At 61.1% G+C, this 23582-nt stretch carries 31 protein-coding genes; 3 read left to right on the top strand and 28 right to left on the bottom strand.

Annotated elements, in window-relative coordinates; genetic code table 11:
- Nucleotides 1-107 precede the first annotated feature (107 nt).
- The 27 genes from ACX3P1_RS10880 to rpsL all read right to left on the bottom strand — a co-directional run bounded on the left by ACX3P1_RS10880 (nucleotide 108) and on the right by rpsL (nucleotide 16349).
- Nucleotides 108-701 carry an adenylate kinase gene (locus ACX3P1_RS10880; RefSeq protein ID WP_459079589.1) on the bottom strand — a complete coding sequence of 198 codons (594 nt, stop codon included), beginning with the start codon at nucleotides 699-701 and terminating at the stop codon, nucleotides 108-110.
- Nucleotides 698-2038 (bottom strand): preprotein translocase subunit SecY, encoded by a 1341-nt coding sequence (gene secY, locus ACX3P1_RS10875; RefSeq protein ID WP_459079588.1) that lies wholly within the window; start codon nucleotides 2036-2038, stop codon nucleotides 698-700. Before secY ends, ACX3P1_RS10880 begins: the two co-directional genes overlap by 4 nt.
- 126 nt (nucleotides 2039-2164) lie before the next feature.
- Nucleotides 2165-2638: a 50S ribosomal protein L15 gene (gene rplO, locus ACX3P1_RS10870; RefSeq protein WP_459079587.1), complete on the bottom strand. Its 474-nt coding sequence runs from the start codon at nucleotides 2636-2638 to the stop codon at nucleotides 2165-2167.
- Nucleotides 2639-2660: 22 nt separating this feature from the next.
- On the bottom strand, nucleotides 2661-2858 hold the full coding sequence (gene rpmD / locus ACX3P1_RS10865) for a 50S ribosomal protein L30 (RefSeq protein ID WP_459079586.1): 198 nt from the start codon (nucleotides 2856-2858) through the stop codon (nucleotides 2661-2663).
- 22 nt (nucleotides 2859-2880) lie between these two features.
- Nucleotides 2881-3444, bottom strand: coding sequence for a 30S ribosomal protein S5 (rpsE, locus tag ACX3P1_RS10860; protein ID WP_459079585.1), 564 nt, complete (start codon nucleotides 3442-3444; stop codon nucleotides 2881-2883).
- Between the two features lie 154 nt (nucleotides 3445-3598).
- Nucleotides 3599-3958 carry a 50S ribosomal protein L18 gene (gene rplR / locus ACX3P1_RS10855; protein ID WP_459079584.1) on the bottom strand — a complete coding sequence of 120 codons (360 nt, stop codon included), beginning with the start codon at nucleotides 3956-3958 and terminating at the stop codon, nucleotides 3599-3601.
- Nucleotides 3959-4113: 155 nt separating this feature from the next.
- Nucleotides 4114-4647 carry a 50S ribosomal protein L6 gene (gene rplF / locus ACX3P1_RS10850; RefSeq protein WP_459079583.1) on the bottom strand — a complete coding sequence of 178 codons (534 nt, stop codon included), beginning with the start codon at nucleotides 4645-4647 and terminating at the stop codon, nucleotides 4114-4116.
- 91 nt (nucleotides 4648-4738) lie between these two features.
- Complete coding sequence (rpsH, locus tag ACX3P1_RS10845; protein WP_459079582.1) at nucleotides 4739-5137, bottom strand: 30S ribosomal protein S8; 399 nt, start codon at nucleotides 5135-5137, stop codon at nucleotides 4739-4741.
- 12 nt (nucleotides 5138-5149) lie between these two features.
- Nucleotides 5150-5455 carry a 30S ribosomal protein S14 gene (gene rpsN / locus ACX3P1_RS10840; RefSeq protein WP_459079581.1) on the bottom strand — a complete coding sequence of 102 codons (306 nt, stop codon included), beginning with the start codon at nucleotides 5453-5455 and terminating at the stop codon, nucleotides 5150-5152.
- A 27-nt stretch (nucleotides 5456-5482) separates the two neighbouring features.
- The gene (gene rplE, locus ACX3P1_RS10835) at nucleotides 5483-6061 is read right to left on the bottom strand and encodes a 50S ribosomal protein L5 (RefSeq protein ID WP_459079580.1); all 579 of its coding nucleotides are present in this window, start codon (nucleotides 6059-6061) and stop codon (nucleotides 5483-5485) included.
- Entirely contained in the window at nucleotides 6054-6368 is a 315-nt protein-coding gene (gene rplX / locus ACX3P1_RS10830) for a 50S ribosomal protein L24 (RefSeq protein ID WP_459079579.1), read from the bottom strand. The genes rplE and rplX overlap by 8 nt, the downstream gene beginning before the upstream one ends.
- Before the next feature lie 12 nt (nucleotides 6369-6380).
- Complete coding sequence (gene rplN / locus ACX3P1_RS10825) at nucleotides 6381-6749, bottom strand: 50S ribosomal protein L14 (protein ID WP_006205457.1); 369 nt, start codon at nucleotides 6747-6749, stop codon at nucleotides 6381-6383.
- 75 nt (nucleotides 6750-6824) lie between these two features.
- Nucleotides 6825-7064: a 30S ribosomal protein S17 gene (rpsQ, locus tag ACX3P1_RS10820; RefSeq protein ID WP_378221994.1), complete on the bottom strand. Its 240-nt coding sequence runs from the start codon at nucleotides 7062-7064 to the stop codon at nucleotides 6825-6827.
- 11 nt (nucleotides 7065-7075) lie between these two features.
- Nucleotides 7076-7276 (bottom strand): 50S ribosomal protein L29, encoded by a 201-nt coding sequence (rpmC, locus tag ACX3P1_RS10815; protein ID WP_459079578.1) that lies wholly within the window; start codon nucleotides 7274-7276, stop codon nucleotides 7076-7078.
- A gap of 11 nt (nucleotides 7277-7287) precedes the next feature.
- Complete coding sequence (rplP, locus tag ACX3P1_RS10810) at nucleotides 7288-7701, bottom strand: 50S ribosomal protein L16 (protein ID WP_459079577.1); 414 nt, start codon at nucleotides 7699-7701, stop codon at nucleotides 7288-7290.
- Between the two features lie 29 nt (nucleotides 7702-7730).
- The gene (rpsC, locus tag ACX3P1_RS10805) at nucleotides 7731-8459 is read right to left on the bottom strand and encodes a 30S ribosomal protein S3 (RefSeq protein ID WP_459079576.1); all 729 of its coding nucleotides are present in this window, start codon (nucleotides 8457-8459) and stop codon (nucleotides 7731-7733) included.
- On the bottom strand, nucleotides 8459-8848 hold the full coding sequence (rplV, locus tag ACX3P1_RS10800; RefSeq protein ID WP_459079575.1) for a 50S ribosomal protein L22: 390 nt from the start codon (nucleotides 8846-8848) through the stop codon (nucleotides 8459-8461). The genes rpsC and rplV overlap by 1 nt, the downstream gene beginning before the upstream one ends.
- Before the next feature lie 2 nt (nucleotides 8849-8850).
- Entirely contained in the window at nucleotides 8851-9129 is a 279-nt protein-coding gene (rpsS, locus tag ACX3P1_RS10795; protein ID WP_459079574.1) for a 30S ribosomal protein S19, read from the bottom strand.
- 16 nt (nucleotides 9130-9145) lie between these two features.
- A complete protein-coding gene (gene rplB / locus ACX3P1_RS10790) occupies nucleotides 9146-9979 on the bottom strand; it encodes a 50S ribosomal protein L2 (RefSeq protein ID WP_459079573.1) in 834 nt (277 codons plus the stop codon).
- A 23-nt stretch (nucleotides 9980-10002) separates the two neighbouring features.
- Nucleotides 10003-10296 (bottom strand): 50S ribosomal protein L23, encoded by a 294-nt coding sequence (locus ACX3P1_RS10785; RefSeq protein WP_459079572.1) that lies wholly within the window; start codon nucleotides 10294-10296, stop codon nucleotides 10003-10005.
- Entirely contained in the window at nucleotides 10293-10913 is a 621-nt protein-coding gene (gene rplD / locus ACX3P1_RS10780) for a 50S ribosomal protein L4 (RefSeq protein ID WP_459079571.1), read from the bottom strand. The genes ACX3P1_RS10785 and rplD overlap by 4 nt, the downstream gene beginning before the upstream one ends.
- Nucleotides 10913-11629, bottom strand: a complete 717-nt coding sequence (rplC, locus tag ACX3P1_RS10775) for a 50S ribosomal protein L3 (protein ID WP_459079570.1) — start codon at nucleotides 11627-11629, stop codon at nucleotides 10913-10915. The genes rplD and rplC overlap by 1 nt, the downstream gene beginning before the upstream one ends.
- 118 nt (nucleotides 11630-11747) lie before the next feature.
- A complete protein-coding gene (gene rpsJ, locus ACX3P1_RS10770) occupies nucleotides 11748-12056 on the bottom strand; it encodes a 30S ribosomal protein S10 (protein ID WP_006205468.1) in 309 nt (102 codons plus the stop codon).
- Nucleotides 12057-12129: 73 nt separating this feature from the next.
- A complete protein-coding gene (gene tuf / locus ACX3P1_RS10765) occupies nucleotides 12130-13305 on the bottom strand; it encodes an elongation factor Tu (protein ID WP_459079556.1) in 1176 nt (391 codons plus the stop codon).
- 66 nt (nucleotides 13306-13371) lie between these two features.
- Nucleotides 13372-15462, bottom strand: coding sequence for an elongation factor G (gene fusA, locus ACX3P1_RS10760; RefSeq protein ID WP_459079569.1), 2091 nt, complete (start codon nucleotides 15460-15462; stop codon nucleotides 13372-13374).
- A gap of 31 nt (nucleotides 15463-15493) precedes the next feature.
- Nucleotides 15494-15964 carry a 30S ribosomal protein S7 gene (rpsG, locus tag ACX3P1_RS10755; protein WP_459079568.1) on the bottom strand — a complete coding sequence of 157 codons (471 nt, stop codon included), beginning with the start codon at nucleotides 15962-15964 and terminating at the stop codon, nucleotides 15494-15496.
- Nucleotides 15965-15977: 13 nt separating this feature from the next.
- Nucleotides 15978-16349 carry a 30S ribosomal protein S12 gene (gene rpsL, locus ACX3P1_RS10750; RefSeq protein WP_378225821.1) on the bottom strand — a complete coding sequence of 124 codons (372 nt, stop codon included), beginning with the start codon at nucleotides 16347-16349 and terminating at the stop codon, nucleotides 15978-15980.
- Nucleotides 16350-16800: 451 nt separating this feature from the next.
- On the opposite strand from rpsL, the gene ACX3P1_RS10745 reads away from it, so the two are divergent.
- Genes ACX3P1_RS10745 through ACX3P1_RS10735 form a run of 3 tightly spaced genes read left to right on the top strand, consistent with a single transcriptional unit; the run spans nucleotide 16801 to nucleotide 19157 of the window.
- Nucleotides 16801-17097, top strand: coding sequence for a transcriptional regulator (locus ACX3P1_RS10745; RefSeq protein ID WP_459079567.1), 297 nt, complete (start codon nucleotides 16801-16803; stop codon nucleotides 17095-17097).
- Nucleotides 17098-17115: 18 nt separating this feature from the next.
- Complete coding sequence (locus ACX3P1_RS10740) at nucleotides 17116-18228, top strand: PLP-dependent cysteine synthase family protein (protein ID WP_459079566.1); 1113 nt, start codon at nucleotides 17116-17118, stop codon at nucleotides 18226-18228.
- A 5-nt stretch (nucleotides 18229-18233) separates the two neighbouring features.
- Nucleotides 18234-19157, top strand: a complete 924-nt coding sequence (locus ACX3P1_RS10735; RefSeq protein WP_459079648.1) for a Gfo/Idh/MocA family protein — start codon at nucleotides 18234-18236, stop codon at nucleotides 19155-19157.
- 99 nt (nucleotides 19158-19256) lie between these two features.
- Here ACX3P1_RS10735 and rpoC read toward each other — a convergent pair whose 3' ends face one another.
- Complete coding sequence (gene rpoC, locus ACX3P1_RS10730; RefSeq protein ID WP_459079565.1) at nucleotides 19257-23453, bottom strand: DNA-directed RNA polymerase subunit beta'; 4197 nt, start codon at nucleotides 23451-23453, stop codon at nucleotides 19257-19259.
- Nucleotides 23454-23582: the final 129 nt, after the last annotated feature.

The raw sequence follows: 23582 nt of genomic DNA, 5'->3' as shown, positions 1-23582 counted from the left end.
AGTTTCCGTGTTCAAAACGCAGCCATCGTTCAAAAAGAACGAACGAGCCTCATGCTGAAGGGAGACGCGCCGCCATACTCCGCAAGCGGCACGGTGTCAACCTTTCATCAGGCATTTGCGGTGGAGGCGACCAGTTTCTCGATTTCGGCGGTAACGGCATCCATATCGGCCATCCCGTCAATCGTGTGCAACTCGCCGGTGCCGGCATAGTATTTCGAGAGCGGCGCGGTCTTCTCCCGATATTCGTTCAAGCGCGTCTTGAACGAATCGGGATTGTCGTCCGCCCTCACCTGCCCGCCTGCTGCGAGCGTGTCGGCGACGCGCTTTTCCATACGCTTGACCAAGGCGTTCTCGTCGACCTTGAGTTCGATCACGGCGTCGAGTTCCAGGCCCTTCTGGGCCAGGATGCGCGTCAGCGCCTCAGCCTGTGGAACCGTGCGTGGAAATCCGTCGAGGATGAAGCCGCGCCCAGCGTCTGGCTCGACGATGCGGTCGGAAACGATCTGGTTGACGATCTCATCCGAAACGAGGCCGCCTGCATCCATGATCGCCTTGGCGCGTTTGCCGACCTCGGTGCCTGCCTTGACCGCGGCGCGCAGCATGTCGCCCGTCGATAGCTGCGGAATACCGTGCTTCTCGACCAGTCTATGTGCCTGCGTTCCCTTGCCCGCTCCCGGCGGTCCAAGCAATATCAGCCTCATCTGCCCTTCTTTCCCCCGCGTAGTTTGGACTTCTTGATCAAGCCCTCATACTGGTGAGCCACCAGGTGGCCCTGGATCTGCGCCACAGTGTCGAGCGTAACACTAACGACGATCAGAAGCGAAGTCCCGCCAAGGTAGAAGGGGATGCCGGTGGCCGCAATCAGATATTCCGGCAGCAGGCAGACTGCGACAAGATAGACGGCGCCGACAGCGGTGACGCGGGTCAGCACATAGTCGATATATTCCGCGGTCCGCTCGCCGGGGCGATAGCCCGGAATGAAGCCGGAATGCTTCTTGAGCTGATCGGCCGTTTCCTTCGGATTGAAGACGATGGCCGTGTAGAAGAACGCGAAAAACGCAACCATGCCGCCATAGAAGATCATGTAGAGCGGCTGGCCGTGGGCAAGCGTCGCCAGGATCGTTTGCGCCCATGTCGGCATATTGGCGCTGTTGGAGAAGCCCGCCAGCGTGGCCGGCAGCAACAGCAGCGACGACGCGAAGATCGGCGGAATGACGCCCGACGTGTTCAGTTTCAGCGGCAGATGCGAGGTATCGCCCTGGAACATACGGTTGCCGACCTGCCGCTTCGGATACTGGATCAGCAGGCGGCGCTGGGCGCGCTCGAAGAAGACGATCAGCGCGACGACGACGATGGCAAGCACCATGATCGCAAGGATCAGCCCGGTGGAAAGCGCGCCGGTGCGGCTCAGTTCCAGCGTTCCGCCGATGGCCCGCGGCATGCCGGCGACGATGCCGGCAAAGATGATGAGCGACACGCCGTTGCCGATGCCGCGCGCGGTGATCTGCTCGCCGAGCCACATCAGGAACATGGTGCCGCCGGTCAGGCTGATGACCGCCGAAATCTCGAAGAACGGCCCGGGATTGGTCACGATGTTAGCGCCGCTCGATAGCCCCACCGCGATGCCGTAGGACTGCACGAGCGCCAAAAGCACCGTGCCATAGCGCGTGTACTGGTTGATGATCTTGCGGCCCTGCTCGCCTTCCTTCTTCAAGGCTTCGAGCGACGGGATGACCGACGTCATGAGCTGCATGATGATGGAAGCGGAAATGTAGGGCATGACGCCAAGGGCAAAGATCGCCATGCGCTCGACAGCGCCGCCGGCGAACATGTTGAACATGCCCAGCACGCCCTTCGACTGCGACGAGAACGCCTGCGCGAATGCTTCCGGATTGATGCCCGGCAGCGGGATATAGGTGCCCAGCCGATAGACGAAGAGCGCACCCAGCGTAAACCAGATGCGCTTCTTCAAATCCGTGGCCTTGGAAAAGGCCGAAAAATTCAGATTGGAGGCTAGTTGTTCTGCAGCCGAAGCCATGCCCGATTTCTCCGCTTGGTCACGCCCAATGACCCGCAGATCAGGCGGCGCATATCACCGAAGCCACGAGATAGGCTTCGAGTGCCAAAGATGCAAGCGGCCGCATCGACGCGGCCGCCAGGATCGCTACTCGGCAGATGCCTTTTCCGGCAGCTTGACCGTTCCGCCAGCCTTTTCGATCTTCTCGATCGCTGCCTTGGAGGCACCGGCCACGTCGAAGGAAAGCTTGGCCTTGAGATCGCCGTCCGAAAGCACCCGCACGCCGTCCTTGACGCGGCGAATCACGCCAGCCTTGACCAGCGCCTCGGCGGTGATGGTCTCCTTGGCGTCCAGCTTCTTGGCGTCGAGCGCGATCTGGATGCGCTCGAGCGACACCGTCGCATAGCTCTTGGCGAAGATGTTCTTGAAGCCGCGCTTCGGCAGGCGCCGATAAAGCGGCATCTGGCCGCCCTCGAAGCCGTTGATGGCAACGCCCGAGCGCGAGCTCTGGCCCTTGACACCGCGTCCGCCGGTCTTGCCCGTGCCGGAACCGATGCCCCGGCCGACGCGCTTCTTGGCATGCGTCGCGCCGTCTTTGTCACGCAGATCGTTGAGTTTCATCGTCGTTCTCCTGCGCGCCGGATCAAGCCTCGTCCACGACGCGGACGAGGTGCTGAACGGCTGCGATCATGCCGCGCACGGAAGGGGTGTCTTCCAGCGTACGCTGCTTGTGCATCTTGTTGAGGCCGAGGCCGATCAGCGTCGCGCGCTGCTCTTTCGGGCGGCGAATCGGCGAACCGATCTGCTCAACGGTTATGGTCTTTACTGCTTGCTTGGCCATGTTCCTGGTCCCTCAGCGCCGACTATTCTTCGGCCGCAACGGCAGCGCCGCGGCGAGCCTGAAGCGTCGAATACTTGATGCCGCGAGCGGAAGCCACATCCTTCGGATGCATCTGGCTCTTCAGCGCGTCGAACGTGGCGCGAATCATGTTGTACGGGTTCGACGAACCCATCGACTTGGCGACCACGTCATGCACGCCGAGCGTCTCGAAAACAGCGCGCATCGGGCCACCGGCGATGATGCCGGTACCGACCTTGGCCGAGCGCAACAGGACGCGTCCGGCGCCATGGCGGCCTTCGACGTCGTGGTGCAGCGTGCGGCCCGAGCGCAGCGGCACGAAAATCATGTCGCGCTTGGCCGATTCGGTTGCCTTGCGGATCGCTTCCGGCACTTCGCGCGCCTTGCCGTGACCAAAGCCGACGCGGCCCTTCTGGTCGCCGACGACGACGAGGGCTGCAAAGCCGAAACGCCGGCCGCCCTTGACGACCTTGGCGACGCGGTTGATGTGTACGAGCTTGTCGACGATACCATCGTCGCGCTCTTCGCGATCGCGGCCGCGGCCGCCATCCCTACGTTCCTGTGCCATATCCTAGTTCCTTATTCTTTTCCGGAAGCACGGGTTGCTAAAGTGCCGGCGCCTCTCATGGAGGTCGCCGGCGGCGAAATCAAAAGCCTTCTGAACGAACCGGGCCCAAAAGTCAGCAAATTAATTTCTGCCGACATTCGGGCCGTGAATCGTCTTAGAAGCTCAGGCCACCTTCGCGGGCGGCTTCGGCAAGCGCCTTGACGCGGCCATGATAGATGTAGGCGCCGCGATCGAACACGACTTCCTTGACGCCGGCCTTGCCAGCGCGCTCTGCAATCAGCTTGCCGATGGCGGCAGCGGCAGCGGTATCGGCGCCGGTGGTCTTGCCGGCCTTGAAATCCTTCTCCAGCGTCGAGGCCGCGGCAAGTGTGTTGCCATTGGCATCGTCGATGATCTGGACATAGATATTCTTGGACGTGCGGTGCACGGACAGGCGCGGACGGCCGTTCGCGACCTTCTTGATCTGACGACGAACGCGCGAAGCGCGGCGCTGGATGGATTCCTTGGATGCCATGATTTGGTCCTGCCTTCATAATCCGGGGTTTGCCGTGTGCGGTAGACAAAACTCCCGCGACAAACTCCCGTGGCGTTAAACTCTCAAGGTCGTAGGGGAATATGGCGGTAGCGCCATCCTTTGCCCTACTGCCCCTACTCCCATATTGCCTTGAATTACTTCTTCTTGCCTTCCTTGCGCACGATCTTCTCGCCGGCATAGCGAACGCCCTTGCCCTTGTAGGGCTCCGGCTCGCGATACTCGCGGATCTCGGCGGCAACCTGGCCAACCTGCTGCTTGTCGATGCCCGAAATCGTAATTTCCGTCGGCTTGCCGACAACAATCGTGATTCCTTCGGGCGTCTGGTACACAACCTCATGGCTGAAGCCAAGCGAAAGCTGCAAATCCCTGCCCTGCATGGCAGCGCGGTAGCCGACGCCGGTGATCTCGAGCTTCTTTTCGAAGCCATCCTTCACGCCCATCAGGATATTGACGATCTGCGTCCGCGACATCCCCCATTTGGAGCGCGCAGTCTTTGTCTGGTCACGCGGCTGGACGGCAATCTCGCCGTCTTCCATCTTGACCAGGACCTCGTCGTTGACGACGAACCGCAGTTCGCCCTTCGGCCCCTTTGCCGTGATGGTCTGGCCATCGACCGACGCAGTCACGCCTTGCGGCACCGAAACGGGTTTCTTACCAATACGAGACATTGTTTGTCCTCGTCACTCTTCGTGTTTCAAGTCTTGGCTAAACATGGACATGCGGAAAGCGGCTTGACGCCTTCCGCGACCATGCGCCGGGTCAGAATATCTGGCAGAGAATCTCGCCGCCGACATTCTGTTCGCGGGCTTCGTGATCGGCCATAACGCCCTTCGGCGTCGAAAGAATGGCGATACCGAGGCCGTTGGCCACATGCGGGATCGACTTGGCCGAGACATAAACGCGACGGCCAGGCTTGGAGACGCGGGCGATTTCACGCACGACCGGCACTCCGTCGAAATATTTCAGCTCGATGTTGATCTCCGACTTGCCGTTATCGAAGTCGGTCTGGCTGTAGTCGCGGATATAGCCTTCCGACTTCAGCACGTCGAGAACGCGGGCGCGCAGGCGCGAGGCCGGCGTCGACACCGTCGACTTCTTACGGCCGTAGGCGTTGCGGATGCGGGTCAGCATATCGCCGAGAGGATCGCTCAATGACATCTTATGTCCTCCTTACCAGCTCGACTTGACCAGGCCCGGGATCTGGCCGCTATTGCCGAGATCACGCAGCGCGATACGCGAAACTTTGAGCTTGCGATAATACGAGCGCGGACGCCCGGTCACTTCGCAACGGTTGCGGATACGGATCTTGGCCGAATTGCGCGGCATGGCCGAAAGCTTCAGCTGGGCGCGAAAGCGCTCTTCCATCGGCTTGGACTGGTCCATGATGATCGCCTTGAGGGCGGCACGCCGTGCGGCGTACTGATCCACGAGTTTGCGGCGGTGGTTGTTCTTCTCGACTGAGCTGGTCTTTGCCATTTCAGATTGTTCCTTTGCTCGCTGCCGTTACTGGCGGAAGGGGAAGTTGAAAGCCTTGAGCAGCGCTCTGGCTTCGTCGTCCGTCTTCGCCGTCGTACACACGATGACGTCCATGCCCCAGACTTGATCGACCTTGTCGTAGTTGATCTCCGGGAACACAATGTGTTCCTTGATGCCCATGGCATAGTTGCCACGTCCATCGAAGCTCTTCGGGTTCAGGCCGCGAAAGTCGCGAACGCGCGGCAGCGCAATGTTCACGAGGCGGTCCAGGAACTCGTACATACGCTCCTTGCGCAGCGTAACCTTGGCGCCGATCGGCATGTTCTCGCGAACCTTGAAGCCGGCGATGGAGTTGCGGGCATGGGTGACGATGGCCTTCTGACCGGCGATCATGCCAAGGTCTTCAGCCGCAATCGCAGGCTTCTTGGAGTCTGCAGTCGCTTCGCCGACGCCCATGTTCAACACGATCTTGTCGATGCGAGGAACCTGCATCTCGTTGTCGTAGTTGAACTGCTCCTGCAACGCCTTGCGGATGGTCTCGTTATAGACCTGTTTCAGACGCGGCGTGTTCTTCGCCGTGGCTTGCTTGGATTGAGCCTTAGCCATTGATGACTTCTCCCGAGCGCTTGGCAACACGCACCTTCTTGCCGTCCTTCTCGAACTTGAAACCGACGCGGGTCGGCTTGCCGTCCTTGGGGTCGGCGATCGCTAGGTTCGACAGCTGGATCGCCGCCTCTTTGGTGATGATCCCGCCCTCTTGGGACTGGGACTGTTTCTGGTGGCGGCGGATCATGTTGACGCCACGCACCAGCGCGGTGTCTTCCTTCGGCTGCACCGAAAGGACTTCGCCGGTACGGCCCTTGTCCTTGCCGGCCAGGACGACGACCTTGTCGCCTTTACGGATCTTTTGCATTGGTCGGTTTCCTTACAGCACTTCAGGCGCGAGCGAGATGATCTTCATGTGGTTCTTGGCGCGAAGCTCGCGCGGAACCGGCCCGAAGATACGCGTGCCGATCGGCTCTTTCTTGTTGTCGACGAGAACGGCTGCGTTCTTGTCGAAACGGATCACGCTGCCGTCCGGACGGCGGATGTCCTTGGCCGTGCGAACCACGACCGCCTTCATCACATCGCCCTTCTTGACGCGCCCGCGCGGAATGGCTTCCTTGATCGACACCACGATGATGTCGCCCACGGAAGCGTATTTCCGCTTCGAGCCGCCCAGCACCTTGATGCACATGACACGACGCGCGCCGGAATTATCCGCGACGTCGAGGTTTGTTTGCATCTGAATCATGACTGGCCGCCTTCTTCTCTTCTAACGGGACGGGCGATCTCGCCCTCCCCCGGTCTGTCCAAAATTCGTCTTTACTCAGGCCTGGTCGGATTCGACCACGACCCAGCGCTTGTCCTTGGAAATCGGAGCCGATTCCTGGATAAACACCTGGTCGCCGACCTTGTGTGCGTTGTTCTCGTCATGCGCCTTGTAGCGCTTCGACATACGAACGACCTTCTTCATAACGGGATGCGTGAAGCGCCGTTCGACTTTGACGACGACCGTCTTCTCGTTCTTGTCGCTGACGACGGTGCCCTGCAGAATGCGCTTTGGCATGTTCTTCGTCCTTAAGCCTTCTTGGCAGCGGATTTTTCCGCCGCGATGGTCTTGATGCGCGCGATGTCCCTGCGGACTTCCTTGACGCGCGCGGTCTTTTCAAGCTGGCCAGTGGCCTTCTGGAAGCGCAGGTTGAACTGCTCCTTCTTCAGGCTGCCCAGGTCGTCTGTAAGTTGATCCTGCGTCTTGGCGCGGATGTCGTCGGCTTTCATCGTCCTAATCCTTATTCCGCAATGCGCTGAACGAAGCGCGTCCTGACGGAGAGCTTGGCAGCGCCGAGACGCAGCGCCTCTCGCGCCACTTCTTCCGACACACCGTCGATCTCGAACATCACGCGACCCGGCTTGACGCGCGCCGCCCAATAATCGACCGCGCCCTTGCCCTTGCCCATACGGACTTCGGTCGGCTTGCCCGTCACCGGCAGATCCGGGAAAATACGGATCCACACACGACCGGCGCGCTTCATCTCACGGGTGATCGCGCGGCGGGCCGCCTCGATCTCACGCGCGGTAACGCGGTTCGGCTCCAGCGCCTTCAGTCCGAAACCACCGAAATCCAGGTTGGTGCCACCCTTGGCGGCGCCGTGGATACGGCCCTTGAACTGCTTGCGGAACTTTGTGCGCTTTGGCTGCAGCATCTTACTTACTCCAAATTCTCAACGTGCGCTCAGGCGTTCTCGCGACGACGACCGCGTTCACGATCGCCACCACCGCCACCATGGCCATGATCGCCTTCCGTTGCACGACGCTCCGAAGCCATCGGGTCATGCTCGAGGATTTCGCCCTTGAACACCCAGACCTTGACGCCGCAAATACCGTAGGCCGTGCTCGCCTCGGCCGTGCCGTAGTCGACATCGGCGCGCAGCGTATGCAGCGGCACGCGACCTTCGCGATACCACTCCATGCGAGCGATTTCGGCACCGCCGAGACGGCCCGCGCAATTGATGCGAATGCCTTCGGCGCCCAGGCGCATGGCCGACTGAACGGCCCGCTTCATGGCGCGACGGAACGCGATACGGCGCTCGAGCTGCTGCGCGATGGACTGCGCGACAAGTACGGCGTCGATTTCCGGCTTGCGCACTTCAACGATGTTGAGGTGCGTCTCGGACTTCGTCATCTCCATCAGCTTTTTGCGAAGCTTCTCGATGTCAGCGCCCTTCTTGCCGATGATCAGGCCGGGACGCGCCGCATGGATGGTGACGCGGCACTTCTTGTGCGGGCGCTCGATCACGATCTTGGAGATCGCAGCCTGCTTGAGTTCCTTCTCAAGGTAAGCGCGGATCTTGATGTCTTCGTGCAGCAGCTTGCCGTATTCGCCGGTGTTCGCGTACCAGCGCGAATCCCAGGTCCGGTTGATGCCGAGGCGCAGACCGATCGGATTGATTTTCTGACCCATTATGCGGCCTCCCCTTTTTCTTCGACTTCACGAACGACGATCGTGAGGTGCGAGAACGGCTTCTCGACGCGGCTGGCGCGGCCGCGGCCACGGGCATGAAAACGCTTCATGACGATCGACTTGCCGACATAGGCTTCCGCCACGATCAGCGCGTCGACATCGAGGTCGTGATTGTTTTCCGCGTTGGCGATCGCCGATTCCAGCGTCTTCTTGACCGTGCCGGAAATCCGCTTGGCCGAAAATTCGAGATCGTTGAGCGCCGCCGCAACCTTCTTGCCGCGGATGAGCGCGGCAACGAGGTTGAGCTTCTGCGGGCTGATACGGATCGTGCGCAATACGGCGCGCGCTTCGTTGTCAGCAAGCCTGCGCGGAGCTTTGGCCTTGCCCATGATTATTTCCTCTTCGCTTTCTTATCCGCGCCGTGACCGTAATAGGTCCGCGTCGGAGCGAACTCACCAAACTTGTGGCCGACCATGTCCTCGTTCACCGAAACGGGAACGTGCTTCTGGCCGTTATAGACACCGAAGGTGACGCCGACGAACTGCGGCAGGATGGTGGAGCGGCGGCTCCACATCTTGATCACCTCATTGCGACCGCCTTCACGAACCTTGTCCACCTTCTTGAGAAGGTAGCCGTCGATGAAGGGGCCTTTCCAAATAGAACGAGTCACTTGGCGTTACCTCTTCTTAGCTCTTGCGCTGATGACGCGAGCGCAGGATGAACTTGTCGGTCGCCTTATTGGACCGCGTCTTCTTGCCCTTGGTCGGTTTGCCCCACGGAGAAACCGGGTGACGGCCACCGGAGGTGCGGCCTTCGCCGCCGCCATGCGGGTGATCGACAGGGTTCATGGTCACGCCGCGATTGTGCGGGCGCTTACCGCGCCACACCGTACGTCCGGCCTTACCGTCATTGATGTTGCCGTGGTCGGGGTTCGAAACCGCGCCGACCGTGGCGAGGCAGGAACCGTGCACGACGCGCTGCTCGCCCGAGGAGAGCCGCAGGATCGCCATGCCCTGGTCGCGACCGACCAGCTGGCCGTAGGTGCCGGCCGAGCGCGCAACCTGGGCGCCCTTGCCCGGCTTCAACTCGATGTTGTGGACGATCGTGCCCACAGGCATCGCCGAAAGCGGCATCGCATTGCCCGGCTTCACGTCGACGGACTCGCCGGCGATGATCTTGTCGCCCGGAGCCAGACGCTGCGGGGCGATGATGTAGGACAGTTCGCCGTCGTCATACTTGATCAACGCGATGAAGGCCGACCGGTTCGGATCGTATTCAAGGCGCTCGACCGTGCCGACCACGTCGAACTTGCGGCGCTTGAAATCGACGATGCGGTACGAACGCTTGTGACCGCCGCCGATGAAGCGAGCCGTGATGCGGCCGTAATTATTGCGGCCGCCCGACTTGGTCAGGCCTTCGGTCAACCCCTTGACGGGCTTGCCCTTGTAGAGGCCCGAGCGGTCAACGATGACCAGCTGTCGGGTGCTCGGCGTTATCGGGTTGAAATGCTTTAATGCCATTATCTTATCCTCGCGGCCTTGCTCTACAGACCCGTCGCGACGTCGATCGACTGGCCATCGACCAGTGTCACAATCGCCTTCTTGACGTCGCCCTGCCGGCCGATAGTGCCGCGGAAGCGCTTGATCTTACCCTTGCGGATAAGGGTGTTCACAGCCGTCACCTTGACGCCGAACAGCGCCTCGACAGCGGCCTTGATCTCAGGCTTCGACGCCTTCTTGGCGACGTTGAAGACGACCTGGTTCTGTTCGGAAGCCATGGTCGACTTTTCAGTGATCGCGGGCGAAACGATCACGTCGTAATGACGAAGGTCGGTCATTTGAAGCGCTCCTCGAGAGCCTCGACGGCGGCCTTCGAAAGGACCAGCGTACCGCGGCGCATAATGTCGTAAACGTTGATGCCCTGGATCGGCAGCACGTCGATGTTCGGAATGTTCGTCGCCGCCAGCTTGAAGTTCTGGTCAAGCTCGGCACCGCCGATCACCAGAGCGTTGGTCAGACCCAGCGTCACGAAATTCGCGATCAGCGCCTTGGTCTTGGCCTCGCCCAGCTTCAGCTCGTCGATGATGATCAGGTTCGATGCCTTGGCCTTGGCCGAAAGCGCATGCTTCAGCCCAAGTGCGCGCACTTTCTTCGGCAGGTCGTGCTCATGGCTGCGGACAACCGGGCCATGGGCCTTGCCACCGCCGCGGAACTGCGGAGCGCGCGCCGAATGGTGACGGGCGCGGCCCGTACCCTTCTGCTTGTACATCTTGGCGCCGGTGCGCGAAACTTCGGCACGGGTCTTTGCCTTATGGGTACCCTGCTGGCGCTTGGCCAACTGCCAGCGCACGACGCGCTGCAGAATGTCCTCACGCGGGTCAAGGCCGAAGATGCCTTCGGAGAGTTCCACCTTGCCGGCATCCTTGCCGGCAAGCGTTGTGATCTTGATGTCCATTATTCCGCTCCCTCGGTGGCCGGGGCTTCACTCTTGGCCGCTCCGGCGCGGATCGCGGCGGGCTTCGGCGCATTCGCCGGCAGCGCCACCTTCATGGCGTCGCGAACCAGGATCCAGGCGCCCTTCGAACCGGGGACAGCACCACGGATCAGGATCAGGCCACGGTCCGCATCGGTCGAAACAACTTCGACATTCTGTGTGGTCACGCGGGTGTCGCCCATGTGGCCGGCCATATGCTTGCCCTTGAACACCTTGCCTGGGTCCTGGCGCTGGCCGGTCGAACCGTGCGAGCGGTGAGACACCGAGTTACCATGGGAAGCACGACCGCCGCCCATGTTGTGGCGCTTCATGACGCCCTGGAAACCCTTGCCGACCGTCGTGCCCGTCACATCGACCTTCTGGCCGGGAACGAAATGCTCGACGGTGATCTCGGCGCCGACATCGATCATGTTGTCGGCGGAAACGCGGAACTCCGCGACCTTCGCCTTCGGCTCGACCGAAGCCGTGGCGAAATGGCCACGCATCGCCTTCGACGTATTCTTCACCTTGGCAAGGCCAACGCCGAGCTGAACGGCGGTGTAGCCATTCTTCTCCTGCGTGCGCTGCGCAACAACCTGGCAATTCTCCATCAGGAGAACGGTAACGGGGACATGCTCGCCGGCATCGTTATAGATGCGGGTCATTCCCACCTTCTTTGCAATCACACCTGAACGCATCGGTTCATCTTCCTTCAGAGGAGCCATCGGGGCTGGCCCCTTCGGCTCATGTTCTTGTCAGGTTTCCCTGACTTTTCGGCTTGTCCTCGGGGCTATCGCCCCTCCTCAGCTCTTGTCGTCAGAGCTTGATTTCGACGTCGACGCCGGCGGCGAGATCGAGCTTCATCAAAGCATCGACCGTCTGCGGGGTCGGATCGACGATGTCGAGCAGACGCTTATGGGTGCGCATCTCGAACTGTTCGCGGCTCTTCTTGTCGACATGCGGCGACCGATTGACCGTGAACTTCTCGATCCGCGTCGGAAGCGGAATAGGGCCGCGGACGTTCGCGCCCGTACGCTTCGCGGTCGACACGATTTCGCGGGTCGAAGCGTCGAGCACCCGGTGGTCAAACGCCTTGAGGCGGATGCGGATATTCTGTCCGTTCATTTAGTCATTCCTTGTTCTGGCGCGGCGCGGACGACTTTCCGCGCCCGCGACAGAGATCGATTAAGTCTGCTGCTTATTCTTTGATGCTGGCGACGATGCCTGCACCAACCGTACGGCCGCCTTCACGGATAGCGAAGCGCAGCTTCTCTTCCATGGCGATCGGCACGATCAGTTCCACATCGACCGTGATGTTGTCGCCCGGCATCACCATCTCGGTGCCTTCCGGCAGCGACACGATACCGGTCACGTCCGTCGTGCGGAAATAGAACTGCGGACGGTAGTTGGTGAAGAATGGCGTATGACGGCCCCCCTCTTCCTTGGTCAGGATGTAGGCTTCCGCCACGAACTTCTTGTGCGGCTTCACCGAACCCGGCTTGGCCAGAACCTGGCCGCGCTCAACGCCTTCACGGTCGACGCCGCGGATCAGCGCGCCGATGTTGTCGCCGGCCTGGCCCTGGTCGAGCAGCTTGCGGAACATTTCAACGCCGGTAACCGTCGTCTTCGAGGTGTCGCGGATGCCGACGATCTCGACTTCCTCGCCAACCTTGACGATGCCGCGCTCGACGCGACCCGTCACCACCGTGCCGCGACCCGAGATCGAGAACACGTCCTCGATCGGCAGCAGGAACGGCTTGTCGATCGGACGCTCAGGCGTCGGGATGTACTCGTCCACCGCCGCCATCAGCGCGCGAACCGCGTCTTCGCCGAGTGCCTTGTCGCCGTCATTGAGCGCGACAACCGCCGAACCCTTGATGATCGGCGTGTCGTCGCCGGGGAACTCGTACTTCGACAGAAGCTCGCGAACCTCAAGTTCGACCAGTTCCAGCAATTCCGCATCGTCGACCAGGTCGACCTTGTTCAAGAACACCACCAGCGCCGGAACGCCAACCTGGCGGGCAAGCAGGATGTGCTCGCGCGTCTGCGGCATCGGGCCGTCGGCGGCCGAAACGACCAGGATCGCGCCGTCCATCTGCGCCGCACCCGTGATCATGTTCTTCACATAGTCGGCGTGGCCGGGGCAATCGACGTGGGCATAGTGACGGTTAGGCGTCTCGTACTCGACGTGCGACGTCGAGATCGTGATGCCACGGGCCTTCTCTTCCGGCGCGTTGTCGATCTGGTCGTACGCCTTGAAGTCGCCAAAATACTTCGTGATCGCTGCCGTCAGCGACGTCTTGCCGTGGTCAACGTGACCAATCGTGCCAATGTTCACATGTGGCTTGTTACGCTCGAATTTGCTCTTGGCCATGTGAGGTCTCCATTCCTAGCAGCCGATGAAGGCATTGAATTAAGTAACTGGTGCAGTTCCTTGGAACTACGCGTATTTTTTCTGGACTTCCTGAGCGACCGCAGTCGGAACCGGCTCGTAGTGGTCGAACTGCATCGTGTACTGGGCGCGGCCCTGCGACATCGAACGCAGCGTGTCCACATACTTGAACATGTTGGCCAGCGGCACCATCGCGTTGATGACGACGGCGACACCGCGGGCTTCCTGGCCCTGGATCTGGCCGCGGCGTCCGTTCAAATCGCCGATGACGTTGCCGACGTAATCCTCAGGCGTCACCACTTCGACCTTCATGACCGGCTCGAGCAACTGCACGCCAAGCTTGGGCGCTGCTTCACGGAAGCAGGCGCGGCCGGCGATTTCGAAGGCCAGGACCGAGGAGTCGACGTCGTGGAACGCACCGTCGATAAGAGTCGCCTTGACGCCGATCATCGGGAAGCCGGCAAACGGGCCGGACGTCATGACGCTGTTGATACCCTTTTCGACGCCGGGGATGTATTCCTTCGGCACCGCGCCACCGACGATCTTGGACGAGAACTGGAACTCGGTGCTCTCCGGATCCGGCTCGAACACAATCTTGACGCGGGCGAACTGGCCCGTACCGCCGGTCTGCTTCTTATGGGTGTAATCCTGTTCGTGCGTGCGGGTAATGGTTTCGCGATAAGCCACCTGCGGCGCACCGATATTCGCCTCGACCTTGAATTCGCGACGCATGCGGTCGACCAGAATGTCGAGGTGGAGCTCACCCATGCCGGCGATGATGGTCTGGCCGGATTCTTCGTCCGTCTTGACGCGGAAGGACGGGTCTTCTGCCGCGAGACGATGCAGCGCAAGGCCCATCTTCTCCTGGTCGTTCTTGGTCTTCGGCTCGATCGCGATCTGGATGACCGGATCGGGGAATTCCATACGCTCAAGAATGACCGGATGCAGCGGATCGCACAGCGTGTCGCCCGTCGTGGTGTCCTTCAGGCCGGCCAGAGCAACGATATCGCCGGCGAAAGCCTCTTCGATGTCGGCGCGCGAGTTCGCATGCATCTGCAGCATGCGGCCGATGCGCTCTTTCTTGCCCTTGACGGTGTTGTCGAGCGACGCGCCCTTGACCACCTTGCCGGAATAAATGCGCGCAAACGTCAGCGAACCGACAAATGGGTCGTTCATGATCTTGAACGCCAGCATGGAAAGCGGCTCTTCATCGCTCGATTCGCGCGTGACTTCCGCGTCCGTCTTCGGATCGACGCCCTTGATCGCGGGAACTTCGTCCGGCGCAGGCAGGAAATCAATGACGGCGTCGAGAAGCGGCTGCACGCCCTTGTTCTTGAACGCGGTACCGCAAAGAACCGGATGGAACTTCACGGCAACGGTGCCCCTGCGGATCAGTTCGCGAATCTCGTCGTTGCCGGGCATCTTGCCCTCGAGATAATTCTCAAGCGCCGTCTCGTCCATTTCAACAGCGGCTTCGATCATCTTCTCGCGATATTCTTCAGCGCGCGCCTGCATGTCCGCCGGGATATCCATGACGTCCCAGTCGGCGCCGAGATGTTCCTCGTGCCAGACCAGCGCCTTCATCTCAATGAGGTCGATGACACCCTTGAACTCGTTTTCCGCGCCGATCGGCAGCTGAACGGCAACCGGGATAGCACCCAGACGCGACTTGATCATGTCGAGGCAGCGATAGAAATCGGCGCCGATCTTGTCCATCTTGTTGCAGAAGATCATGCGCGGGACGTGATACTTCTCAGCCTGGCGCCACACGGTCTCCGTCTGCGGCTCGACGCCGGCATTCGAGTCCAGCAGCGCAATGGCGCCATCGAGGACGCGCAGCGAGCGCTCAACTTCAATGGTGAAGTCGACGTGGCCGGGCGTGTCGATGATGTTGTAGCGGTACTGCTTGCCGTTGCGGCCCTTCCAGGAAGTGGTCGTGGCAGCCGACGTAATCGTGATGCCGCGCTCCTGCTCCTGCTCCATCCAGTCCATGGTCGAGGCGCCATCGTGCGTCTCGCCCATCTTGTGGTTCTTGCCCGTATAATAAAGAATCCGCTCGGTCGTCGTGGTCTTACCGGCGTCGATATGCGCCATGATGCCGAAGTTACGGTATTCGTGGATGTGAAATTCGCGGGCCATTGGAATAGCTCTCTCGTCTTTGTTCGCGCTTTTACCAGCGATAATGCGCGAAAGCGCGGTTGGCTTCCGCCATCTTGTGGGTGTCTTCACGCTTCTTGACAGCGGTGCCGCGGTTATTGGCCGCGTCCATCAACTCGCCGGAAAGACGGTCGACCATCGTGGTCTCGTTGCGCTTGCGCGCTGCCGTGATCAACCAGCGGATGGCAAGCGCCTGACGGCGCTCGGGGCGCACGTCGACCGGAACCTGATAGGTCGCACCACCAACACGGCGCGAGCGCACTTCCACATGCGGCGCGACATTGTCGAGCGCCTGATGGAACACCGTGACGGGCTCCTGCTTGGTCTTTTCCTGAACCTGATCGAGTGCGCCATAGACGATGGTCTCGGCGATCGACTTCTTGCCGTCATACATGACGGCGTTCATGAACTTGGTAACGATCAGATCGCCGAACTTGGGGTCCGGGTTGATCTCACGCTTTTCTGCACTGTGGCGACGGGACATTTTTTTCTCAGCCTCACTTAGGACGCTTGGCGCCGTATTTCGAACGACGCTGCTTGCGGTTCTTCACGCCCTGCGTATCGAGAACGCCGCGAATGATGTGGTAGCGCACACCGGGAAGATCCTTGACGCGACCGCCACGGATCATGACCACCGAGTGCTCCTGAAGGTTGTGCCCCTCACCCGGGATATAGCCAATCACTTCGAAGCCATTGGTCAGGCGAATCTTGGCGACCTTGCGCAGCGCCGAGTTCGGCTTCTTCGGCGTCGTCGTATAAACGCGCGTGCAGACGCCCCGCTTTTGCGGGTTCTGCTGCATGGCCGGGACCTTGTTGCGCACGGCCGGCGCCTGGCGCGGCTTGCGGATCAGCTGGTTGACGGTAGGCATTAAACCCTCTTGTCTCTCAATTCCGTGTCTCGAACCCAGTCAGGGGTGCTCAAAGACCGGCTTCCATACGCAAATTCGGGGCACAAACCATGAAACATGGTCTTGCCCGAACAAGTGGCAGAGGAAGCGGAAACCGCTTCATGCAAGCCGGAAATATCTTTTCGCTCGTAAAGTGAACCCTGTTTGAGGCGAACTCCAAAGCGTGTCGCTTCGGAAGAGCAGGCCTCACATCGGTTCTGACTGGGCGGCTTCTACCCGCAACACCGCATATCGTCAAGCCCGAAGCATTAATTATTGCGTCGGCGCAACGCAGCGGCGGGTCCAGGCCGAGCGTCGGAAATTATCTTTCGCTCATTTGGAGCCAAGTGAAAGAATGTGACCGCTTTTTATCTGTCTCCAGCGCCCGCTTCATGCGAAAAGCCCCAAAGCCAGGCAGTAGAGAGCGAATCTCGTGAGTGAACCGGTCAACGACAACGAAACCGAACGGTCGGTCATCCTGATTACAGGGCGCGTCCGCAGGCGCAAGGGCGGCAAGGCCGAAGGCGTGCACATCATGCTGGTCGCGCCAGACGACGATTCGGCTGTGCGCAGGGCGCTCGAATCGCTGGCTGCCGAAGGGTACGCCGAGGTCGAACTCGACCAGATCGGTGATATGGAAGGCGAGCCGGACGAAGAGCCGCATTTGTCGGCCTGGCAGGGCGCGCTCGAGGGCGATGTGTCGATCGTGACCTTCGACGAGCCTTTGTGAAAAGGGGGAGAATAAGCAATGTCGGAAAGAAAGCCGGGTAAGCCGGCATCTCGCGATTGGGTGGATGGCGCGGTCGCGGCGATCGAGGCCGATCAGCGGCGTTCGGCCGACACCCATTTGTGGAAGCTCGACATCCCCGCTTTGCCGGGCATAGACCTGTACCTCAAGGATGAGTCGACCCACCCGACAGGCAGCCTGAAGCACCGGCTGGCGCGCTCGCTCTTTCTCTATGCGCTGTGCAACGGCCACATAAGGCAAGGCGCGCCGGTCATCGAAGCCTCGTCCGGCTCGACCGCCGTTTCGGAGGCCTATTTCGCACGCATGATCAGCGTTCCCTTTTACGCGGTAATGCCGCGCACCACCTCGGCTGAAAAGATCGCAGCCATCGAGCACTATGGCGGCAATTGCCACTTCATCGACGACGGTCGCCGCATCTATGCGGAATCGGCGGAATTGGCCGAGCGACTGGGCGGCCACTTCATGGACCAGTTCACCTATGCCGAGCGCGCCACCGACTGGCGCGGCAACAACAACATCGCCGAATCGATCTTCGACCAGATGCGCGAAGAGCGCCATCCGATACCCAGTTGGGTGGTGATGAGCGCCGGCACCGGCGGCACCACCGCCACGATTGGCCGCTACATCCGCTACAAGCGCCACGCCACGCGGCTATCCGTGGCCGATGTCGAGCATTCCGCCTTTTTCGAAGGCTTTTCGACGCGCGATTCGGCATGCCTGTGCGAAAAACCCTCGCGAATCGAGGGCATAGGCCGCCCCCGCGTCGAGCCGTCCTTCGTGCCGGGCGTCATCGATCACATGGTGCTGGTGCCCGACGCCCTGTCCATCGCCGCCATGCGCGTCCTGTCGAGGCGCATCGGCCGGCAGGTCGGCGGCTCGACCGGGACAAACTTCGCCGCCATGTGCTTCCATGCCGCGCGTATGGCAAAAGCCGGCGAGGAAGGCTCGCTGATTACCTTGATCTGCGATTCCGGCGAGCGCTACGCCAACACCTATTACTGCGATGACTGGCTGCGCGAAAAGGACCTTGATCCAGCACCCTTCGAACCGCTAATGGAAGCTTTCCTCGCCGGCGGAAATCTGGACATAAAACTGGAGGAAAGCCGCGGATGACGCCAATGCACCCCATACGCATAGGCGTCGTCGGCGTCGGCAAGATCGTGCGCGACCAGCATTTGCCAGCACTTACGGCCAGCCCGGATTTCCGCCTCGTTGCCGCCGCCAGCCGGCAGGGCAAGGTCGACGGTATTCCGAATTTCCCTGCCATCGAGACGATGCTGGCCGAAATGCCTGACCTGGAAGCGGTTTCGCTCTGCATGCCGCCGCAATTCCGTTACGACGCGGCGCGCACAGCGCTTGCCGCAAGAAAGCACGTCTTCCTTGAGAAGCCGCCCGGCGCCACGGTCAGCGAGGTCGAGGACCTCAAGGCGCTCGCGGCGGAAAACGGCGTCTCGCTTTTCGCAAGCTGGCATTCCCGCTATGCGCCGGCGGTGGAAGCCGCCCGCGCCTTCCTCGCCTCCACCCGGATACGATCCGCGACGATCAACTGGAAGGAGGACGTGCGGCGCTGGCACCCGAACCAGGAATGGATATGGCAGGCCGGCGGCCTTGGCATATTCGATCCCGGCATCAACGCGCTTTCCATCGCCACCTATATCTTTCCCGCGATGTTCGTCACCGCCGCCATGCTGGAATTCCCCGAAAACCGGGATGCCCCGATTGCGGCCAAAATCGCCTTCCGGTCGGCTGGCGGGTTTGCACTGGGCGCCGATTTCGACTGGCGCCAGACCGGCCCGCAAAGCTGGGATATCCAGGCCGAAACCGATGCAGGCTCAATGGTCCTGTCGGGTGGCGGATCGAAGCTTGCCGTCGATGGGCGCACAGTCCACGAAGAGCCCGAAGCCGAATATCCGATGCTCTACAGGCGCTTTGCCGAACTCGTCCGGGGCGGCACATCCGACGTGGACCTCGCGCCGCTCCGGCATGTCGCCGACGCTTTCATGCTGGGTAAGCGCGAAGTGGTCGAAGCTTTTCACGACTGACCCATTTCATGACTGACCCAAGCAACACTCGGGTCGATAGTAACAAAAAAAGCCGCCAGGTCGCCCCAGCGGCTTTTTCTTTTAAGGAGATTCCGCCGCTTACTGCGCGGCGGTAATCATTTCGGTCAGCATCGGCTCGGCGGTTTCAACGCCCGACGCCTTGCGGCGCTCGTCGATGATGAGTTCGTCGCGCGACGTGGCGATGCGACGGATAGCGCTCATCTGGCCGCCCGTACCGGCCGGGATAAGCCGACCGACGATGACGTTTTCCTTCAGACCCTGCAGCATGTCGGTCTTGCCGGCAACTGCTGCTTCCGTCAGCACCCTTGTCGTCTCCTGGAAGGAGGCGGCCGAGATGAAGGACGGCGTCTGCAGCGAAGCCTTGGTGATGCCGAGCAGCACAGGCATGCCTTCGGCGGGCTTCTTGCCCTCCTCGAGCAGGCGATCGTTGATCTCGTCCAGTTCGATCACGTCGACATGGTCGCCCGGGATGTAGGTCGAGTCGCCCTGCACGGTGATTTCCACCTTCTGCAGCATCTGGCGCACGATCACCTCGATGTGCTTGTCGTTGATCTGCACGCCCTGCAGACGATAGACTTCCTGGATTTCATTGACGAGGTAAGACGCAAGCGCCTCCACGCCCTTGATGGCCAGAATGTCGTGCGGCGCGGGGTTGCCGTCGAGGATGTAGTCGCCCTTCTCGATGACGTCGCCGTCCTGGAGATGGAACGGCTTGCCCTTCGGGATCAGGTACTCGACAGGCTCCATCGTCGAGTCATGGGGCTCGATGATGATGCGGCGCTTGTTCTTGTAGTCGCGCCCGAAGCGGATCGTGCCGTCGATCTCGGCGATGATGGCGTGATCCTTCGGACGGCGAGCCTCGAACAATTCGGCAACACGCGGCAGACCGCCGGTGATGTCCTTGGTCTTGGCGCTTTCCATCGGGATACGGGCCAGAACGTCGCCCGGCCGCACCATCGCGCCCGGCTCGACCGAGAGAATGGCCTCGACCGAGAGCAGGAAGCGCGCGTCGCCGCCCTTCGACAGCTTGCCGACCTTGCCCTTGGAGTCCAGCACGATCATCGCCGGCTTGAGGTCCGCACCGCGTGGCGTCGAACGCCAGTCGATAACCTCGCGCTTGGTGATGCCGGTGGATTCGTCGGCCGTTTCCTGCACGGAAATGCCGTCGACCAGATCCTCGAACTGCACCAAGCCCTCGATTTCGGTGAGGATCGGGCGTGTGTACGGGTCCCACTCGGCCAGACGCTGGCCGCGCTTCACCTTGTCGCCATCGTCCACGAAGATGCGCGAACCATAGGTCAGGCGGTGCGAGGCGCGTTCCTTGCCGGCCTCGTCGAAGATCAGAACCGCCATGTTACGGCCCATGACCATCTGCTGGCCGTCCGAGTTGCGCACCACGTTGCGGTTGCGAATCTCGACCTTGCCCTCATAGGAGGCTTCCAGGAACGAGCTGTCCACGACCTGCGCCGTGCCGCCCATGTGGAAGGTACGCATGGTGAGCTGCGTTCCCGGCTCGCCGATCGACTGCGCCGCGATGACGCCGACCGCTTCACCCTGGTTGACCGGGGTGCCGCGGGCAAGGTCGCGTCCGTAGCAGACCGCGCAAACGCCGATCCTGACCTCGCAGGTCAGCGCCGAGCGGATACGCACCGACTGCACGCCCGCCGTCTCGATCTTCTCCACGTCGCGCTCGTCCATCAGCGTTCCGGCCTTGACCAGAAGCTCGCCCGACACCGGATGGTTGATGTCGTCGAGCGACGTGCGGCCCAGAACCCGCTGGCCGACCGAAGCGACCACCTGGCCGGCATCGACGATCGGCTGCATGGTGAGGCCCTTGTCGGTGCCGCAGTCGACCGAATTGACGATGCAGTCCTGCGCCACGTCGACAAGACGACGCGTCAGATAGCCCGAGTTCGCCGTCTTCAAGGCGGTGTCGGCCAGACCCTTGCGGGCGCCGTGGGTCGAGTTGAAGTACTCGAGCACGGTCAGGCCTTCCTTGAAGTTCGAGATGATCGGCGTCTCGATGATCTCGCCCGACGGCTTGGCCATCAGGCCGCGCATGCCGGCAAGCTGGCGCATCTGCGTGGGCGAGCCACGCGCACCGGAGTGCGACATCATGTAGATCGAGTTCATCTGCCTTTGACGGCCGTTATCCTCGAACTTGACCGCCTTGATGCCGGCCATCATTTCGTCGGCGACCTTTTCCGAGCACTTGGCCCAGGCGTCGACGACCTTGTTGTACTTCTCGCCCTGGGTGATCAGGCCGTCATTGTACTGCTGCTCGTATTCCTTGGCGAGCGTCTCCGTATCGGTAACCAGCTTCACCTTGGTGTCCGGGATCACCATGTCGTCCTTGCCGAACGAAATGCCGGCGCGGCAGGCATGGGCGAAACCGAGCGCCATGATGCGGTCGCAGAAAATGACCGTCTCCTTCTGACCGCAATGGCGGTAGACGGTGTCGATCATCTTGGAGATGTTCTTCTTGGTCATCTCCTGGTTGGCCGTGTCGTAAGGCACGTTGACGTTCTTCGGCAGCAATTCGCCGATGATCATGCGGCCGGGTGTCGTCTCGTGGATCTTCGACGTGACGTTGCCTTCGGCGTCCACCGAGCGGAAACGGCCCTTGATCTTGGAGTGCAGCGTCACCGCCTTGGTTTCGAGCGCGTGCTGGAGTTCGCCCATATCGGCAAACGCCATCCCCTCGCCCGGCTCGTTCTGGTTGACGATCGACAGATAGTACAGGCCAAGCACCATGTCCTGCGAAGGCACGATGATCGGCGCGCCGGAAGCGGGATGCAGGATGTTGTTGGTCGACATCATCAGCACGCGGGCTTCAAGCTGCGCTTCCAGCGACAGCGGCACGTGGACCGCCATCTGATCGCCGTCGAAGTCGGCGTTGAAGGCCGTGCAGACCAGCGGGTGAAGCTGGATCGCCTTGCCTTCGATCAGGATCGGCTCGAATGCCTGGATGCCGAGGCGGTGCAGCGTCGGCGCGCGGTTCAGCAGCACCGGATGCTCGCGGATGACCTCGTCGAGGATATCCCAAACTTCCGGACGCTCTTTTTCGACCAGCTTCTTGGCCTGCTTGACGGTCGAGGAGTAACCCTTGGCGTCGAGACGGGCGTAGATGAACGGCTTGAACAGTTCGAGCGCCATCTTCTTCGGCAGGCCGCACTGATGCAGCTTCAGCTCCGGGCCGGTCACGATGACCGAACGGCCGGAATAGTCGACGCGCTTGCCGAGCAGGTTCTGGCGGAACCGGCCCTGCTTGCCCTTGAGCATGTCGGACAGCGACTTCAGCGGACGCTTGTTGGCGCCGGTGATGACGCGGCCGCGACGACCATTGTCGAACAACGCATCGACGGCTTCCTGCAGCATGCGCTTTTCATTGCGCACGATGATGCCGGGCGCGCGAAGCTCGATCAGGCGCTTCAGGCGGTTATTGCGGTTGATGACGCGGCGATAGAGATCGTTCAGGTCGGACGTCGCGAAACGGCCGCCATCCAGCGGAACCAGCGGACGCAGGTCCGGCGGAATGACCGGCACGACCTTCATGATCATCCATTCCGGGCGATTGCCGGATTCCATGAAGTTTTCGACGACCTTGAGCCGCTTGAGGAACTTCTTCTGCTTCAGTTCCGACGTGGTGGTCGCCAGTTCCGAACGCAGGTCGCCAGCGATCCGCTCCAGGTCCATGCCGGCCAGAAGGTCATGAATGGCTTCCGCGCCGATCATGGCGGTAAAACTATCCTCGCCATACTCGTCGACGGCGATCATGTACTCTTCTTCGGAAAGAAGCTGGTTTTCCTTAAGCGCCGTCAGGCCGGGCTCGGTGACGATGTAGTTCTCGAAGTAGAGAACGCGCTCGATATCCTTGAGCGTCATGTCGAGCAGCGTGCCGATGCGCGAAGGCAGCGACTTCAGGAACCAGATGTGGGCGACGGGCGCGGCCAGTTCGATATGGCCCATGCGCTCGCGCCGGACGCGCGACAGCGTGACTTCGACGCCACACTTCTCGCAGATGACGCCCTTGTACTTCATGCGCTTGTACTTGCCGCATAGGCACTCGTAGTCCTTGATCGGCCCGAAGATGCGCGCGCAGAAAAGACCGTCGCGTTCCGGCTTGAAGGTACGATAATTGATCGTCTCCGGCTTCTTGATCTCGCCGAAGGACCAGGAAAGAATCTTCTCAGGGCTGGCCAGCGAAATCCGAATGGAATCGAACACCTGCGCAGGCGCCTGGGGATTGAAGAGATTCATGACCTCTTGGTTCATGCCGTTCTCCTTTTAGGGGTTGGGAGAACCCCTTTTTCGAACAATAGCGGGCCAGATTGCCCATTTCGTGACCCGGTCCAGCACCGCCGCATGTGGCCCTGGCATCACGGAAATCAACTGCCTTCCGGC

The sequence above is a fragment of the Mesorhizobium sp. A623 genome (assembly GCF_054489405.1).
This window is presented reverse-complemented; position numbering and strand designations above follow the sequence as displayed.